The 17,002-nt window shown below is 67.6% G+C and carries 17 protein-coding genes; 15 read left to right on the top strand and 2 right to left on the bottom strand.

Annotated features, from left to right (window positions below):
• Positions 1-13: 13 nt before the first annotated feature.
• The 14 genes from EPA64_RS05590 to EPA64_RS05525 all read left to right on the top strand — a co-directional run bounded on the left by EPA64_RS05590 (position 14) and on the right by EPA64_RS05525 (position 13,600).
• Positions 14-988 (top strand): ABC transporter substrate-binding protein, encoded by a 975-nt coding sequence (locus EPA64_RS05590; protein WP_220443708.1) that lies wholly within the window; start codon positions 14-16, stop codon positions 986-988.
• Positions 985-1,812, top strand: coding sequence for an ABC transporter permease (locus EPA64_RS05585; protein WP_220443707.1), 828 nt, complete (start codon positions 985-987; stop codon positions 1,810-1,812). Before EPA64_RS05590 ends, EPA64_RS05585 begins: the two co-directional genes overlap by 4 nt.
• 52 nt (positions 1,813-1,864) lie before the next feature.
• On the top strand, positions 1,865-2,899 hold the full coding sequence (locus EPA64_RS05580) for a Rieske 2Fe-2S domain-containing protein (RefSeq protein ID WP_134725261.1): 1,035 nt from the start codon (positions 1,865-1,867) through the stop codon (positions 2,897-2,899).
• Positions 2,896-3,636, top strand: a complete 741-nt coding sequence (locus EPA64_RS05575) for an SDR family oxidoreductase (protein ID WP_134725260.1) — start codon at positions 2,896-2,898, stop codon at positions 3,634-3,636. The genes EPA64_RS05580 and EPA64_RS05575 overlap by 4 nt, the downstream gene beginning before the upstream one ends.
• Complete coding sequence (locus tag EPA64_RS05570) at positions 3,636-4,475, top strand: alpha/beta fold hydrolase (RefSeq protein WP_134725259.1); 840 nt, start codon at positions 3,636-3,638, stop codon at positions 4,473-4,475. The genes EPA64_RS05575 and EPA64_RS05570 overlap by 1 nt, the downstream gene beginning before the upstream one ends.
• A gap of 4 nt (positions 4,476-4,479) precedes the next feature.
• On the top strand, positions 4,480-5,418 hold the full coding sequence (locus EPA64_RS05565) for a VOC family protein (protein ID WP_134725258.1): 939 nt from the start codon (positions 4,480-4,482) through the stop codon (positions 5,416-5,418).
• Positions 5,415-6,206 carry an SDR family oxidoreductase gene (locus EPA64_RS05560; RefSeq protein WP_134725257.1) on the top strand — a complete coding sequence of 264 codons (792 nt, stop codon included), beginning with the start codon at positions 5,415-5,417 and terminating at the stop codon, positions 6,204-6,206. Before EPA64_RS05565 ends, EPA64_RS05560 begins: the two co-directional genes overlap by 4 nt.
• Before the next feature lie 11 nt (positions 6,207-6,217).
• On the top strand, positions 6,218-7,891 hold the full coding sequence (locus tag EPA64_RS05555) for a thiamine pyrophosphate-binding protein (RefSeq protein WP_134725256.1): 1,674 nt from the start codon (positions 6,218-6,220) through the stop codon (positions 7,889-7,891).
• Between the two features lie 4 nt (positions 7,892-7,895).
• A complete protein-coding gene (locus tag EPA64_RS05550) occupies positions 7,896-8,717 on the top strand; it encodes an aspartate dehydrogenase (protein ID WP_134725255.1) in 822 nt (273 codons plus the stop codon).
• An 11-nt stretch (positions 8,718-8,728) separates the two neighbouring features.
• On the top strand, positions 8,729-10,252 hold the full coding sequence (locus tag EPA64_RS05545; RefSeq protein WP_246026625.1) for an aldehyde dehydrogenase: 1,524 nt from the start codon (positions 8,729-8,731) through the stop codon (positions 10,250-10,252).
• Position 10,253: 1 nt separating this feature from the next.
• Positions 10,254-11,480, top strand: coding sequence for an NAD(P)-binding protein (locus tag EPA64_RS05540; protein WP_134725254.1), 1,227 nt, complete (start codon positions 10,254-10,256; stop codon positions 11,478-11,480).
• On the top strand, positions 11,477-11,944 hold the full coding sequence (locus EPA64_RS05535; RefSeq protein ID WP_246026624.1) for a flavodoxin domain-containing protein: 468 nt from the start codon (positions 11,477-11,479) through the stop codon (positions 11,942-11,944). Before EPA64_RS05540 ends, EPA64_RS05535 begins: the two co-directional genes overlap by 4 nt.
• Positions 11,944-12,537, top strand: a complete 594-nt coding sequence (locus tag EPA64_RS05530; RefSeq protein WP_134725253.1) for a pentapeptide repeat-containing protein — start codon at positions 11,944-11,946, stop codon at positions 12,535-12,537. The genes EPA64_RS05535 and EPA64_RS05530 overlap by 1 nt, the downstream gene beginning before the upstream one ends.
• A 115-nt stretch (positions 12,538-12,652) precedes the next feature.
• Positions 12,653-13,600: a cupin domain-containing protein gene (locus EPA64_RS05525; RefSeq protein WP_134725252.1), complete on the top strand. Its 948-nt coding sequence runs from the start codon at positions 12,653-12,655 to the stop codon at positions 13,598-13,600.
• Between the two features lie 26 nt (positions 13,601-13,626).
• Here the strand turns inward: EPA64_RS05525 and EPA64_RS05520 are convergent, their stop codons facing one another.
• The gene (locus EPA64_RS05520) at positions 13,627-14,442 is read right to left on the bottom strand and encodes an IclR family transcriptional regulator (RefSeq protein WP_134725251.1); all 816 of its coding nucleotides are present in this window, start codon (positions 14,440-14,442) and stop codon (positions 13,627-13,629) included.
• Positions 14,443-14,548: 106 nt separating this feature from the next.
• Between EPA64_RS05520 and EPA64_RS05515 the strand changes: the two genes are divergently transcribed.
• A complete protein-coding gene (locus EPA64_RS05515; RefSeq protein ID WP_134725250.1) occupies positions 14,549-16,189 on the top strand; it encodes an FMN-binding glutamate synthase family protein in 1,641 nt (546 codons plus the stop codon).
• A gap of 123 nt (positions 16,190-16,312) precedes the next feature.
• On the opposite strand, the gene EPA64_RS05510 is transcribed toward EPA64_RS05515, so the two are convergent.
• On the bottom strand, positions 16,313-16,885 hold the full coding sequence (locus EPA64_RS05510; protein ID WP_246026623.1) for a TetR/AcrR family transcriptional regulator: 573 nt from the start codon (positions 16,883-16,885) through the stop codon (positions 16,313-16,315).
• Between the last annotated feature and the right edge of the window lie 117 nt (positions 16,886-17,002).

Raw genomic sequence — 17,002 nt, 5'->3', positions numbered from 1 at the left:
GAAAAGGAATGCCATGAAGACGACCCTGTTCTCGGCGGCCTTTGCCGTCTCGACCTTCGCATCGGCAATCGCGCTGCAGGCGCAGGAGGCCGTCACCTATCTGTTCCCCGCCCCCGAGTTCCTGCCCGCCTTCGCGCCTTTCCAGCTGGCCCAGGGGAAGGGCTATTTCAAGGATGCCGGGCTGGACGTGACGTTCCGCGTGGGCAAGGGCGGGGCGGATGTCGCCACGCAGGTGGCCGTCGGCAACGCCGATCTGGGCGGCGGGATCGGGGACACGCCGATCGTGGTGCGCGCCAACGGCCTTGACGTCAAGGGCGTGGCGCTGCTGGGCGGGCATGGCCTGACGCAGCTTGCCTGGCGCAAGGACAGCGGCATCACCGGCCCCCAGGATTTCAAGGGCAAGCGGATCGGGGTGATGTCCTACCAGGACACCACCTATTACAACCTGCTGGGCGCCCTGTCCTCGGTCGGGCTGACCAAGGATGACGTGCAGATCCAGGCAGTCGGTCCCGGCGGCCTCGTGCAACTGTCCATCTCGGGCGATCTCGACGGCATTTCGGGCGTGCCGGAATGGGTTCCGGCGATCGAGGCGGCCGGCGTCGAGATGGAGCAGATGCCGGTGGACCAGATCTTCCCGGCCATGGCGCAGGCGATCATCGCCTCGGACAAGACCATCGCCGACCGGCCCGAAGTCGTGCGCGGCTTTGTCGGTGCGGTGCTGCACGCCGTCCGGGACATCCGGGCCGACCCCGCCCGGGCGGCCGCAGAGTTCGTGAGCTTTGTCCCGCAGCAGGCTGGCAAGGAGGCCGAGGTCGAGGCGATCCTGCGCGACTATGCCACCAAGGTCTATCCCGCGAAGGAGGGCCAGCCGCTCGGCAGCTTCGATCCCGAGCGGCTGACGGCAGTCCAGAAGTTCTATGTCGATCACGGCATCGTCCAGACCGCCGTGCCCGCCGATGACCTCTATACCAACGAGTTCGTCCAGTGACCCACGCCGTGCAACAGACCGACCGACGGGTCCGCGTTCCCCCGATCAACCCGGCAGCGATCGAACGCCGGCTGCAGGCGGGGGTTTCCCTGACCATCCTGACGCTGCTGCTGCTGGCCTGGCAGTTCCTGCCGCCGCTGCTGGACATCCCGCGCTATATCATCCCGACATTGTCGCAGTGCCTTTCGGAACTGGCGCGGATGTTCGCTTCCGAAGGGCTGGTCGGCCACACGCTTTCGACCGCGGTCTACACGGTGATCGGCTTTCTCATCGGCTCGGCGCTGGGGGCGGCGATCGGCTATCTGCTCGGCATGTCTCCCTTTTGGGAGAAGGTGCTGTCGCCCTATATCCTGGGGCTTCAGATCGCGCCCAAGGTCGCCTTCGCGCCGCTGTTCATCATGTGGTTCGGCTATAACGCGATGCCCAAGCTGCTGGTCACCGTGCTGATCGTGTTCTTTCCGGTGCTGGTGAACGTGCTGCAGGCGATGCGCACCGTGGACCGCGACCTGGTCAACCTGGCCCGCGCCTATTCGCTGAACCGCTGGCAGATATTCCGCAAGGTCGAGATGCCCTCGACCCTGCCGAACCTGATGGCCGGCCTGCGCATCGCCTCGACGCTGGCGGTGATCGGGGTGACGGTCGGCGAGCTTGTCGGCGGCAGCACCGGGCTTGGCTATCTCATCGCCTATGGCGGCGGCCAGGCCAATGCGGCGATGGTCTTCAACGCGATCATCCTGCTGACCCTGATCGGCTTCGTGCTCTACCTCGTCCTGGAACGCATCGAGACGCGGGCCCTGCACTACATCCCCAAGGCGCACGGCTAAAGGCAGCCGCCCGCCACGGAACCCCCCTCCCGACTCCAGAGGAAATCCAGTCATGATCGACAAGAAGACCCTGATCGAAGAACGCGTGAACACGGGGCTGCTGGGCCAATGGTATCCGGTCGCCAAGTCCGTCGAAATCAGGACCAGCGTCCCTTATGGCGCCGTCGTTCTGGGCCGCAAGGTCGTGCTGTGGCGCGAGGGCGGCGGCAAGATCCGGTGCATCGAGGATTTCTGCCCCCATCGCGGCGCGCCGCTGTCCTATGGCGAGATCCACGACGGCAACATCGCCTGCCGCTATCATGGCGTGGTCGTGGATGGCGAGGGCGTCGTCCAGCGCGTCCCGGCGATGCCGGAATGCGCGCTGGAGGGACGCAAGGCGCTGGACAGCTTTGCCGTGACCGAACACAGCGACTGCGTGTTCGTCTATGTCCCTTCGGTCGAGCAGCCCGAACCCCCCGAGCTGGTCATGCCTAGGGAGCTGACCTCGGACGACTGGACCGGTTTCCTGTGCACCTCGGTCTGGAACTGCAACTATCGCTATGCGGTGGACAACCTCGCCGACCCGATGCACGGCTGCTATCTGCATTCGGAAAGCTTCACGCTCGCCTTCGGGTCCAAGCAGGATCTGATCGAACTGAACAAGACCGAGGAAGGGTTCCGCGTCTCGCGCGTGGGACAGGTCGGCGCGAACTTCGACTGGACCGAGTTCGAAGTCCATCCCGGCAACATCTTCTGTTATCTCGACATTCCCTATCCGCCTGCTGCGGGGCCCGGGGGCAACATGCGGATCGTGGGATTCGTGCTGCCGGTCGATGCCCACAGCTGCAAGGTCTTCTTCTGGCGGTTGCGCCAGGTGACGGGGACCGCGCGGGAAAGCTGGCGGTTCCTGTATCGCGCGCAACTCGAGGAAAACCACTGGAACGTGCTGGAGCAGGACCGCGTGATGCTGGAAGGCATGCCCGACGACGCCCGCAAGCGCGAGATGCTTTATCAGCACGACCTGGGCGTCAGCCGCATCCGCCAGATCCTGACCCGCGCGGCCAAGGGCCAGATCGAGGCCGAAGCGGCAAGGATGGCGGCGGAATGACGCTGGACGGCCGTCATATCGTCGTCACCGGCGCCGCGCGCGGCCTGGGCGAAAGAATCGCCGCGCGGCTGGCCGATGCGGGTGCGCGGCTGATCCTCGCCGACGTGCTCGCGGAGGAGGGCCGCGCCGTGGCCGAGCGGCTTGGGGCATCCTTCGTTCCGCTTGATCTGGGCGAGCCGGAGTCGATCGAGGCGATGGCGGCCGAAGTCGGCCGGCAGACCGGCGGGCTGCTGCATGGACTGGTCAACAATGGCGCGATCGCCACCGGAATCGGCGGCATCCCCCACGACCAGATCGACATCGACGTCTGGGACAGGGTGATGCGGGTCAATGTCCGCGGCACCTGGCTGGCGACGCGGGCATTGGTGCCGCTGCTCAGGGCCTCCGGGTCGGGGCGGGTCGTCAACCTGGCCTCGGACACGGCGCTTTGGGGCGCGCCGCGGTTGATGGCCTACACCGCCTCGAAGGGCGCGGTGATGGCGATGACGCGGTCCTATGCGCGCGAGCTTGGCCCCGACCGGATCGGCGTCACGGCGGTCGCGCCCGGGATCCTGACGACCGAAAGCACCGGATACGTGCCCGAGGCGCGTCACCGCCTGTATGAGGAAGGGCGCGCGGTCCCCGGCCCTCAGTCCCCCGACGACATCACCGGCACCGTCGCCTTCCTGCTGAGCGAGGACGCGCTGACCCTGACCGGGCAGACCCTGCCCGTCAACAACGGCTTCTGGTTCAACTGATGGGATTCCTGCGCGCCATATCCGGCCCCGTGGCCTGCCTGGACCGTCCGGGGACGGGTGTGCCGCTGGTCCTGCTGCACGGGATCGGCTCGAACGCGTCGGGCTTTGCCGGGCTGTTGCCCCATCTGCCGGCGGACCTGCGGGTGATCGCCTGGGATGCGCCGGGCTATGGCGGCTCGGCCGCGCTGGCTGCCGACTGGCCGGTCGCAGGTGACTACGCCGCGGCGCTGGCCGGGCTTCTGGACCGGCTGGGCATCGGGCGGGCGATCATCCTGGGCCATTCGCTGGGGACGCTGATGGCGGCAGCCTTTGCGCGGCGCTGGCCGGATCGGGCCGGGGCACTGGTGCTGGCCTCCTGCGCGCTCGGGCACGGGGTCCGGCCGGGCGAACCGCTTTCAGAGGCGGCGCAGGCGCGGATCGACGATCTGGAACGGCTCGGCCCCGCGGCCTTTGCCGCTGACCGCGCGCCCCGTCTGGTTCATCAGCCCGAACGCAATCCCGAAGTTGCGGGCTTGGTCATGCGCAACATGGCCGCGGTGCGGATGCCGGGATATGGGCAGGCAGGGCGGATGCTGGCGTCAGGCCGGCTGCTGGACGATCTGGCGGCGCTGGCCGTCCCGGCCTCGGTCATTGTCGGGACCGAGGACAGGATCACCCCCCCCGAGGCGAACCGCCGCGCCCATGCCGCCATTCCGCCCCATCTGCGCGGTCCGCTGGTCGAACTGCCCGAGGCGGGCCACGCCCTTTACCAGCAGGCTCCTGCCGCCTTCGTGCGGGCGGTCATGGCCAGTCTTGCCGAAACCCTGCCTGCCGCGGCGCAGGCTGCCAACAAGGAGTAACCCGATGGACAAGCGCGTTCGTGTTGACAGTCTCCGGGGCATCGTGATGCGTGGGCCGGGGCTGGCGGCGACGCTGCCCTTCTACCTCGACATGTGGGGACTGAAGCTCGCCCATCAGCAGGACGGCGCCGCCTGGCTGAAGGGCACGGGCCCGGAAGCGTTCCTCTACGGGCTGAAGGACGGGCCGGTCTATGGGATCGACCACATCCATTTCAACATGCCCGACGAGGCGGCGATCGATGCGCTGCACGCCCAGGTCCTGAGGGAGGGCGGCACCGCCCTGGGCGAACCGGCGCGGTTCGACGACTGGATCGGCGGCTACGGCTTCGAGATGCTGGACCCGGACCTGCGGCGGCTGCGGTTCCGTGCGGGCGGGCTGCGCCATGACGAAAAGCCTGAATGGGCGATGCCCAAGAAGGTCTCGCATGTGGTGCTGAACACGCCCGACATGGAGGGTGTGCAGGCGTGGTACGAGCGCGTGCTGGGGTTCCGGGTGTCGGACTATTCGGCCGACCAGATGGTCTTCCTGCGCTGCTCGTCCGACCACCATTCGATCGCGCTTGTGCGCGCGCATTACCCATCGGTCAACCATGTCGCCTTCGAGGTGCCGACGCTCAATGAATTCATGCGCGCCATCGGCCGGATGAAGCAAAAGGGCCATGTGCCCAGCTGGGGGCCGGGCCGCCACGGGCCGGGCAACAATCCGTTCGCCTATTTCGTCTCGCCCTCGGGCTTCGTCATCGAGTTCACCTCCGAGCTGCAGCAGATCGACGAAGTCACGCATGAGGCGCAGGTCTGGCCGCGCGACGTGCCCGAGAAGATGGACCAGTGGATGACCGCCGGCCCCCCCACGCCCGCGCAGCGCGCCGTGATGCAGGGTCGCCCGGACCCCGGCTTTCCCGAGCTGGTCCCCACCCGCATGGACAGAGAGGCCACCCGATGAACCGGTATGATTATAACGGGCAGGTCGCGGTCGTGACCGGCGGCTCGTCGGGCATCGGACTTGCGACCGTCAAGCTGCTGCTGGACTGCGGGGCGCGGGTCGCCTTGTGTGCGCGCAACGCCGACCGGCTGAAGGACGTCGCCGCCGTCCTGCGGCGCGACCACGGCGACGACAGGGTTCTGGCCTCGGCCCTGTCGGTGCTGGAGCCTGAGGCGGTCAACACCTTTGCCGCCGAGGTCGGGGACCGCTTCGGCCGCTGCGACCTTCTGGTGAACAACGCCGGGCAGGGGCGCCAGTCCACCTTCGCCACCACCTCGGACGAGGACTGGCGGACGGAATATGAGCTGAAGATCTTCAGCCAGGTGCTGCCCGCCCGTGCCTTCCTGCCCATGCTGCGCGACGCGCGGGGTGCCATTGTCGCGGTCAATTCCCTGCTTGCCTACCAGCCCGAGCCGCACATGGTCTGCACCTCTTCCGCCCGCGCGGGCGTGCAGAACCTGCTGAAGAGCCTGTCGATCGAGCTGGCGCCCGAGGTGCGCGTGAACTCGGTCCTGCTGGGGCTGATCGGGTCCGGCCAGTGGACCCGCCGCTTTGCCGACCGAGAGGATAAATCCGTCAGCCGCGAAGCCTGGTATGCGGCGCTGGCGAAGGACAAGGGAATCCCGCTTGGGCGGCTGGGTGACGCCGAGGAGGCCGCCCATGCCATCGCCTTCCTGGGGTCGCGAGGCGCCAGCTACATCACCGGGTCGCAGATCGACGTGTCGGGCGGCCTGGCCCGCTTTATCTGAGGAACAACCACATGAAAATGGACATCCGGCTGGAAGTCGAAACGGTCGGCGACCTGATCGCCCGCTATCTGGCCGATATCGGCGTCACCGAGATTTTCGGGGTGATTTCGATCCACAACATGCCGATCCTGGATGCAATTGCGCGCCAGGACCGCATCCGCTTTGTCCCCGCGCGGGGCGAGGCCGGAGCGATGAACATGGCCGACGCCCATGCCCGTGTGTCGGGCCGGCTGGGCGTGTGCCTGACCTCGACCGGCACCGCGGCGGGCAATGCGGCGGGGGGGCAGGCCGAGGCGCTGACCGCGGGCACGTCCCTGCTGCACATCACCACCCAGGTGGACCGCGAGTTCGCCGACCGCGACCGGGCCGCGATCCACGACGTGCCGCGCCAGCCCCGGATGCTGGAGGGCGTGTCGAAGGCGGTCTTCCGGATGTGGGACGCGCAAGGCGCGGTGGGAACGCTGACGGCGGCCTGTTCGGCGGCGCTGTCGGCGCCCGCGGGGCCGGTCAGCCTTGAGATTCCGGTGGACGTGCAGCGCAGCCCCGTGGCCGGATCGGCGCGCGCCTATGCGCCCCTCGTCCAGCGCCCGATCGCCGGGGACGAGGCTATCGCCGAACTGACCGAGCGGGTCCGGGCCGCGCGCCGCCCGATGCTGTGGCTGGGCGGCGGCGCGCGCGGCGCGTCCGCGGCCGCGACCGAGCTGGTGCGCCGCGGCTTCGGCGCCGTCACCTCGACCAACGGCCGCGCCATCGTGCCCGAGGACAACCCCGCCTCGCTGGGAGCGTTCAACATGACGCCCGAGGCGGTCGAGCTTTACAGGACTTGCGATCTGATGATCGTCGTCGGCTCGCGCCTGCGCGGCAACGAGACGCAGAACAACCGGATGCCGCTGCCCTCGCCCTTGGTGCAGATCGACGCCGAGGCGTCGCAGGGCGGGCGCAACTATCCGGTCGAGCAGTTCATCCACGGCGACGCGGCCGACGTGCTTGGCCGCCTGGTCGCGATGCTGCCCGAGACGCTGGACACCGACGAGGGGCTGCGATTCGACATCGCCCGCGTCCGGGCGCAGGGCGAGGGGCGCGTCCGCGACCTGCTGGGCCCCTACCGCGTTGTGGCCGACGTGCTGAACCAGACGGTCACGGCGGGCCGCCACCCCTGGGTGCGCGACGTGACCATCTCGAACTCGACCTTCGGCAACCGCTATGTCCAGATCGCCGAACCGCAGCTGGGCGTCCATGCCCTGGGGGGCGGCATCGGGCAGGGCGTCGCCATGGGCATCGGCGCGGCCCTCGCCTCGGACGGGCCGAAGGCGATCACCCTTCTGGGCGACGGCGGCACGATGCTGGGCATCGCCGAGATGATCACCGCCGTCGAGGAACGCGCGCCGCTGGTCTATGTGCTGATGAACGATCAGGCCTATGGCGTCATCCGCAACATCCAGGACGTGCAATACGATTCGCGGCATCACTACAGCGCGCTGGCGACGCCGGATTTCGCGACCTTCTGCGCCGCGATCGGCATGCCGCACCAGAGGGTGGACGATCTTGCGCGCTTTCAGGCAGCCCTTGCCGCAGCCATCGCGGCAGAGGGGCCGCAGCTGGTTGAAATCGATATGTGCGCGATCGGACCCTTCGCGGAAACCTTCGCAGGTCCGCCCGCCGGCGCCGCAGGCAAGTCGGAGTGAGGCGATGCGACTGGGTCTGATCGGGTTCGGCAACATCGCCACCACGCTTCTGGGACTGATGCGGCAGCAGGGGCTGCGGGTCGAACATCTGTCGGTCTTGACCCTGCCGGGAATGGAGGACGACACCCGCGCCCGGCTGGATCGCGACTTCGCCGGTGCAGCAGAGGGTGCGGAGGTCGTCACCGACGCGACCGGCCTGCTGGCCGCACGCCCGGACCTGGTGGTCGAATGCGCCGGGCACGCGGCAGTCACGGCGCATGTCCCGCCTGTCCTGCGCGCGGGAACCGACGTGGTCATCGTCTCGATCGGCGCCCTTGCGGACGCTGAACTGCTTGCCCTGGTGCGAAAGGCCGCGGACGAAGGCGGCGCCCGACTGATCCTGCCGGCCGGCGCAGTCGGCGGGATCGACCTGCTGTCGGCCCTGGGCACGGCGGGAGGGCTGACGGTCCGTTACCGCGGGGTCAAGCCGCCGCGCGCCTGGGAGGGCACCCCTGCCGCGCAAATCCTGGATCTGGGAACACTGTCCGAGGCGGCGGTCTTCTTCACCGGCAACGCGCGGCAGGCTGCGACCGACTATCCCCGGAACGCCAATGTCGCGGCGACGCTTGCACTGGCAGGCGCGGGGTTCGAGGCGACCCGGGTCGAGCTGGTGGCCGATCCCGCGGCACCCGGCAATGTCCATGAATACAGCGTGGACTCTCCGCTCGCCCGCTACTCGATCCGGATCGAGAACCAGCCTTCAGCGGGCAACGCCAAGACGTCGGTCACGACAGTCTGGAGCGTGCTGCGCGAGATCCGCAACCGCATCGGCCCCGTGGCCATCTGAGAGAGGACGCCATGACCCGGATGTCGAAAATCAACGCGCCGGACATCGACCTGCCCGATGGCCGCCTGTTCGTCGGCGGTGAATGGGAAACCGGCACCGGCGCCGAGATCACCTCGATCTTTCCCGCCGATGGCACGGTGAACCGGATCTTTCGCGGCGCCTCGCGCGAGGATGGCCTGCGTGCCATCGCGAGCGCCAAGGCGGCGCAGGCCGATCCGGCATGGCGAAACCTGAAGCCGCACGAGCGCGCGCGCCATCTCTACCGGATCGCCGACGGGCTCGAGGCGAATGCCGACCGCATCTCGCGCATCCAGACCCGCGACACCGGCAAGACCCTGAAGGAGACGCGGGCGCTCGCCCTCTCGGCGGCGGGAACGTTCCGCTACTTCGGCGCGGTGCTGGAGACGATGGACGACGCGCTGACCGCGCAGCGGGGCGATGCGCTGACCATGTCGGTGTGGGAACCGCTGGGACTGGTGGCGGCGATCACGCCCTGGAACTCGCCCATCGCCTCGGACGCGCAGAAGGTCGCGCCGGCGCTTGCGGCGGGCAATGCCGTGCTGCTCAAGCCGGCGAGCTGGGCGCCGCTCGTATCGCTGGAACTCGCCCGGATCGTCGAGGAAGCCGGGCTGCCCAAAGGGCTGTTCTCGGTCCTGCCGGGGGCGGGGCGGGAAATCGGCAACCTGCTGGTCGAGCATCCCGACATCGGCCGGGTGTCGTTCACCGGCGGCACCTCGACCGGACGGCAGATCGCCCGGCAGGCGGCCGAAAAGCTGATGCCGGTGTCGCTGGAACTGGGGGGCAAGTCGCCCACCATCGTGTTCGAGGATGCCGACCCGGATCTGGCCATCGCGGGCGTGCTTTACGGCATCTTTTCCTCGACCGGGCAAAGCTGCATCGCCGGGGCGCGCCTGTTCGTGCAGCGCGGGATCTATGACAGCTTCGTGCCGCGTCTCGTCAGGGCGGCCGAACGCCTGCGCGTGGGCCATCCCGGCGATCCCGCGACCCAGGTGTCCTGCCTCGTTCACCCCGACCACCGGGCTGCGGTCGAAACCCATGTCGCCGCCGCGCTGGCGGAAGGCGCGCAGCTGCTGACCGGCGGCCGGCGGCCCGACGACCCGGCCTTGGCGGAGGGCGCCTATTACCTGCCGACGATCCTGTCGGGCGTGCCGAATACCGCCCGCATCTGCCGCGACGAGGTGTTCGGCCCGGTCCTGGTCGTGCTGCCTTTCGAGGACGAGGCCGACCTGATCGCGCAGGCGAACGACAACGACTATGGCCTGGCCTGCGGTGTCTGGACCCGCGATTTCCCCAAGGCCTGGCGGATTGGCCGCGCGATCAACACCGGCACGGTCTGGATCAACACCTACAAGCAGTTCTCGATCTCGACGCCTTTCGGCGGCGAGAAGGACAGCGGCATGGCCCGCGAGAAGGGGCGCGAGGGCCTGCGGGCCTATCAGGCGCAGAAGGCGATCTACACTGACCTGACGAACGCCCCGCATCCCTGGGCCGCCGATCTGCTGGACGGGGCCTGACATGCGCCGCATCGCAATCGTCGGTTCAGGCCCTTCGGGCTGCTTCACCGCCCAGGCGCTGCTCAAGGCGCGGCCCGGCTGGACCGTGGACGTGTTCGACACCCTGCCGGTGCCCTTCGGGCTGGTCCGCTATGGCGTGGCGCCGGATCATCAGGGCACCAAGGCCATCACCCGGCAGTTCGAGCGCGTCTTCGAACGGCAAGGGGCCAGATTTTTCGGAAATGTCACGCTGGGACGGGACGTGACGCTGGAGGCGCTGCGCGGGGCCTATGACGCGGTGGTGCTGGCGACCGGGCTGGCCGGGGACCGCGATCATGGGCTGGGCGAGGCTTCGGGGATTGTCGGCGCGGGCGCGCTGACCCGGTCGCTCTACGATCATCCCGACGCCAGCCATCTGCCCGATGTGCGAGGCGACGTGATCGTGCTGGGCAACGGCAATGTCGCGGTGGACCTACTGCGGCTGCTGGCCAAGACTGCGGACGAGTTGCAGGACAGCGACCTTGGCCCTGCGGCAAGCGCGTGGCTGGCGGCGCGGCCCGTCAAAAGCTTGACGATCCTCGGCCGCTCTGCCGCAGCCGCGGCCCGGTTCGATCCGGTCATGATCCGCGAACTGGGCAAGCTGCAGGGCGTGACGATCCGCGTGACCGACCTGCCCCCGGCCGGGGGCAACAAGACCGTCGAGGCGCTGGCCGCGCTGGACGGTATCGCCACAGGGCCGCGTTCCGTCCTTTTCCGCTTCGGCTGCCAGCCTGCGGGCATCGGGACGGATGCGGGCGGCCGCATCCGCGCCCTGCGTGTCGAGGGGCCGTCCGGCCCCGAGATCCTGCCATGCGACACGCTGATCACGGCCATCGGCTTTCGCTGCGATGGCGCGCTGGACCGCGACGTGCTGATCGCAGGGGCCGAGGACGCGGAAACCGGACGCATCGCGCCGGGGCTTTATGCCGCCGGATGGTTCCGCCGTGGCCCGCGCGGCACCATTCCCGAGAACCGCGCCGACAGCATCGCGCTGGCCGAGCGCATTGTCGCGGATGTCGAGGCCATGCCCGTCACCCAGCGCGCCGGCGTGGACGTGCTGCCCGAAAGCCACAAGGTTGTGGACTGGGCCGCGTGGAAACGGCTGGACGCCATCGAAACCGGCCAGGCACCTCCTGGCCGCTGCCGCACCAAGATTTCCACCCGCCACGACATGCTGAAGCTGTCCCGTCAGTCGGAGAACGCCCCATGATGAACATCGTCATCCTGTATGGTACCGAAACCGGAAACGCCGAGATGCTGGCTGAGGATATTCAGTCTGGCCTGCAAGCCGATCATCAGGTCGAGATCCTCAATCTCTCCGACTTCGCCCCCGGCGATTTCGACAGGGGCAGGCTGTATCTGATCGTCTCCTCGACCTATGGCGATGGCGAGCTGCCTGCCTCGGCCCAGCCATTCGGCCAGGCGATGAAGGCGCAGACGCCGGACCTGACGGGGGTCGTCTTCGGCCTTTTCGGCCTGGGCGATTCCGAATACGACACCTTCAATCTGGGGTCCAAGGTGGTGCAGGACCTGATGGAGGAAGCCGGCGCCACGATGCTGGGCGAACGCATCGTCCATGACGCCTCGGGAAGCGATATGGCCGAGGATCTGGCGCTGCCCTGGGCGCGCGAGGTCGTCTCTCTGGCCGAGACCCGGATCGGGGTGGCGGCCTGATGCGCGGCGCTGAAATCCGCGCGCGCCTGGAGGTGCCTTACCGCTTTGGCGAGCACGTCGATCTGCGCCGCGTCGTCTGCGAGGATCACCTGGATCTTGACGGTGCCACGCTGACCGCCGCCGATTTCACCGGCGCGCGCTTTCCACAAGGGATTTCGGCGTGCGGCGCCAGGTTTCAGGGCCTTGCCTGGTTCTGCGGCGTCCATGCCGCAGGGGGCGACCTCTCGGGCGCGGTGTTCCACTCGGATGCGCGCTTCGACGGCGCGCAGTTCACGCGCAGGCTGGTGATGCAGCAGGCCGAGTTCCGCGGCGTGCTGCAGTTCGATGGCGCCACTCTGGCGGAAGGTGTCGATCTGTCGGATGCGGTGGGCTACGGTAACTGCTCGTTCGAGCGCGCCCGTCTGCAGGGCGCTTCCAGCCTGCGCGGTTCCGAATGGATGGGCGGATTGTGGATGGAAAGCGCCATCCTGGACCGGCTTGAAACCGACGACATGCAAGTCCACGGCCGACTTTGGACGCGCCGCGCGCGCCTTGGCGATGCCGCCCTGCCGCCGGCGCGGTTCAGCATCAGCTTCGGCTATGCCTATGCCTGAATAGGGCGCCTGTTTTGCATGTAAAACGATGGTTATGCGGCAAAACAGCGCAACCTTATACCACAAGGCCAGCAAGACCAGGCACTTCACTCCCGAATCAGAGCGAGATGACACGATGACCGTTCAAGACCCGAACTTCACGACGCTTGCCGACGAACTCAAGGCTCACACGGGCCGCTTTACCGACAAGCAGTTCGACTGGAAGGCCTTCCCCTCGAACGTCGGCTTTGACGAACTGGCGCGCGCGCAGATGCGCTATATCGGCGCCGGCGGCTCGCCCAAGGTGGGCGACGCCAGCACGCTGAAACCCGACCACTTCACCCTGTCCCTGATCTACAAGGAGCCGGGGCGCTATGCGGCGTGCCACAGCCACGAGATCGAGGAAAGCTTCCTCGTGATCGACGGCGCACTGGTGGTGGGCTGGGAGAGGGACGGCGAGGTGGTCGAGGTGAACCTCGGCCCCAAGGACATGATCCTGAACGCCCGCGATGTCGGCCACGGCTTTCGCGTTGACGGCGTGGAACCCGTGCTGATGACCATTTCGGTCGATGTGGGCAAGCCGCTGCCGCCGGTCTACCTCTATCATCCCAAGGAACATCCCGCCGAGCTGGCGCGCGCCTTCGGGGCAGAGCCGGGCAAGACGCTGAAGTTCGATCCCAAGGGCGATCATCCGCTGCAAAAGCTGATGGCCGGATATGTCGTCCGCCATGCCGAGCTGGAGACCCATTGGGAAAACGCGGGCTTTACCCGCAAGATCTACTGCGGCCCCGGCGGCGTCGAGACCGACACCTGCCGCAAGGAGATGCTGGGCATCCCCTCGCGCGTGGGCGTCAAGCCGTTCAGCCGCGATGTCGAGGACGCCTTCCTGGTGCTGGAAGGTTCGCTGATCGTCGGCTGGGAGGAAAACGGTGAACAGGTCGAGGTCGAGCTGGGCCCGCGCGACCTGGTCAAGACCCCGGCCGGTCGTCGCCACTGGTTCCGCAACAACGGCGCAGGCCATGCCACGGTCTGGTATATCGTCGGCTCGGCCGAACCCGAGACGGTCACCTTCGAGGCTGCCTGACAATCCCGCCGACAGGGGCGGGCCTTTCACCCGCTCCTGTCGCCGCCGGGCGCGTCCCGGGCGACAGGGCGCGATGGTTCATAGCCCAGCAGGCGCGAGACGCGCCCGGCGGTCGCCAGCAGCGCGCCCTTTACCTCGTCCATCCGGCATTCCGCCGCCTCGTCATTCGGCGTCGTCACGTTTATGGCCGCAACGACCTGCCCGGACATGTTGCGCACGGGCGCCGCGACCGAAACGATCCCCGCCTCGAAATCACCGGCATGGGACACGACTTGCGCAGCAGCATCGACCTGGGCCTGGCGCAGGATCTCGGCGGCCACCTTCGGGGTCTGCGCGCCAGTCGTCATGGGGCGATAGCGATTCAGAATCTCGCTCTGTTCCAGCCCGGCCAGCAGCACGCGCCCCAGCGTGGTCGCCCGCGCAGGCAACCGGCTGCCGATATGGATGATCGAGGCTTCGTGACGTGGTCCGGCAAGCCGGACGAGATACATCACCGACGTTCCGTCCAGCACCCCCAGATGGACGGACCAGCCAGTCCGCTCCCGCAATTGCATCAGCTCGGGCTGCGCGATCTCGACGACCTCGCGGGTCGCGAAGTAGCCGTAGGTCAGCCGCATCACGCCGGGCCCCAGTGTATAGGTCTGGCTGCGCTCGTCATGCAGCAGACATCCTTCGTGGGCCAGGGTGTAGACGGTTCGGAACGCGGCCGAACGGGTGATCCCCAGCGCCCTTGCGATCTCACTCAGCGTAAGCGACTGAGTGGCCGGCGTGAAAAGCTTCAGCGTTGCCAGTCCGCGCAGCAGTCCCGGCACGAGATAGCGGTCGTGGTCATCGCGGGACATGGCGCATGTGTCTCCAGAATGTGGTACACAGCGCCGCTCTCCATGCTGGTGAACGGTTCCCGGATCGGTCGCTGGCCGCTGTTTCCTTGCAGATAAACGTGAACCCATGAGAAGTTACCAGCGATACACCATTTTTGGACTGATCGGACTGCTTGCCGTGACCGCGGTCCTTGCGGCCGTCCGGTTCGGGGGCGGCTGGCATGTCGCGGCCACGGTCATGACACTCCTGTTCCTGGTGGGCCTTTACGATCTGGCGCAGCGCCGCCACGCGATCCTGCGCAACTATCCGGTCATCGGCCATCTGCGCTTCCTGTTCGAGAACTTCCGCCCCGAGATCCGCCAGTACATGATCGAGGGCGACCAGGACGAGGTGCCCTTCTCGCGCGAGGCGCGCGCGCTGGTCTATCAGCGCGCCAAGGGGGTCGAGGACAAGCGCCCGTTCGGCACCATCGAGAACGTCTATGGCTCGGGCTATTCCTGGCTCACCCATTCCGCGACGCCGGTCAAGAACGACAATGCCGACTTCCGGGTGATGGTGGGGGGACCGGCCTGCAGGCAGCCCTATTCGGCCAGCCTCTACAACATCTCGGCGATGAGCTTCGGGGCGCTGTCGGGGAACGCCATTCTCGCGCTCAGCCGTGGCGCGAAGATGGCCGGCTTTGCCCAGGACAGCGGCGAGGGCGGCATCAGCCGCTATCACCGCGAGGGCGGGGGCGACCTGATCTATCAGATCGCTTCGGGCTATTTCGGCTGCCGCAACGACGACGGCAGCTTCTCGCCCGAGAGGTTCGCCGAACAGGCGGCCGATCCCCGGATCAGGATGATCGAGGTCAAGCTGAGCCAGGGGGCCAAGCCCGGTCACGGCGGGATGCTGCCCGCCGCCAAGATCTCGCCCGAGATCGCCGAGGCGCGCGGCATCCCGATGGGTGTGGACTGCATCTCTCCGCCCGCGCACGGCACCTTTTCGACCCCGATGGGGTTGATGAAGTTCATTCAGCAGCTGCGCGAGCTGTCGGACGGCAAGCCCGTGGGCTTCAAGCTGTGCATCGGCCACCGGCGCGAGTTCCTCAGCATGGTCAAGGCGATGCTGAAGACCGGCATCCGCCCCGACTTCATCGTCATCGACGGGGCCGAAGGGGGCACGGGCGCGGCGCCCATCGAGTTCGTCAACCGCGTCGGCATGCCGATGCTGGAGGGGCTGACCTTCGTCCACAACGCCCTGCGCGGCGCCGGCATCCGCGACGAGATACGGATCGGGGCGGCGGGCAAGATCATCTCGGCCTTCGATATCGCGCGGGCCCTGGCGCTTGGCGCCGACTGGTGCAATTCGGGACGCGGCTTCATGTTCGCGATCGGCTGCATCCAGGCGCAGGCCTGCCACACCAACAAATGCCCCGTCGGCATCGCCACGCAGGATCCGCTGCGCCAGCGCGCGCTGGACGTCGCGGATAAAAGCGAGCGGGTCGCACGATTCCATCGCAACACCATGCACGCTTTAGGCGAGATCGCCGGCGCCGCAGGGCTGCGCAACCCCAGCGACTTCATGCCCTACCACTTCATGTTCCGACATAAGGACAACGAGTTCCGTGACGGCAACGAGGCGTATCCCTATCTGCCAGAGGGCTTCCTGCTGTCCGGGGATGAAATCCCGGAACTGGCCGACTGGTACGGCCGCTGGGATCGTGCCAGCGCGGAAACCTTCTCTCCGCCCGAGATTCCCCACGGACCGTTCACACGCCGGGGGTAGATGCCGGCGCGGGATACGACACGGATGCACTGCGCCGGTTCGTCATTGATGATCCACGGGCCACCGCCCGGACCAAGCGCAGCCGCAGCCGGAGGCGCCCGTCCGTCCCCGACAGCCTTCCGCCTAGGGTTTCAACAGTCCGCTCATCATTTCGCGGAAGGCCTGTTGTGCCTTGGGCAGGACGTCCTTGGGCTGGCCGCTGGACGCCACCCAAAGCGCGGCGTTCAGGGCCGCGCCGTTGATGAGACGCGCGGCGGCCTCGGGGTCCACGTTCTTGACGACACCCGCCTCGATCAGCCCGGCCAGCTTTGCCTGGGTCGTCTGCAGGCACGAGTTCTGGCTGGGCCACAGGGACGGATCCCCCAGGTAGGCGGGACCGTCGCGCAGCACGATGCGCTGGATTTCCGGGTCGAGCGCAAGTTCGGTATATGCCACTCCCTCCGCGATCAGCTGTTCCCAGGGATCGTCCGTGCCCGATTGCTGCACGATCTGGTGAGCACGCTCTGCCATCTCTGAATCGACAAGCGCCACCACCGCCGCCAGCAGGCCCTTCTTGTCACCGAAGTGATGATAAAGCGCCCCGCGCGTCAGTCCGGCTTCGGCCGTCAGCTCGTCCATCGCGGCATCGGCAAAGCCCTTGTCGGCAAAGGCCTTGCGCGCGGCAGCAATCAGCTTGCCCCGCGTCTCGTCGATCATGTCCGCCCGGCTTCTTCGTGCCATCGAAACTCCGCTCGCATACAGTTCGCATGGTATTGACATACGCTTCGTATGACTGTCCTTTCACATACGCAGCGTATCCGAGTCGTGCGGACT

This window comes from Paracoccus luteus, from assembly GCF_004522155.1.
GTDB lineage: Bacteria > Pseudomonadota > Alphaproteobacteria > Rhodobacterales > Rhodobacteraceae > Paracoccus > Paracoccus luteus.
Note: the sequence above shows the minus strand (reverse complement) of the source record. Positions and strands in the feature narration are given on the sequence as shown.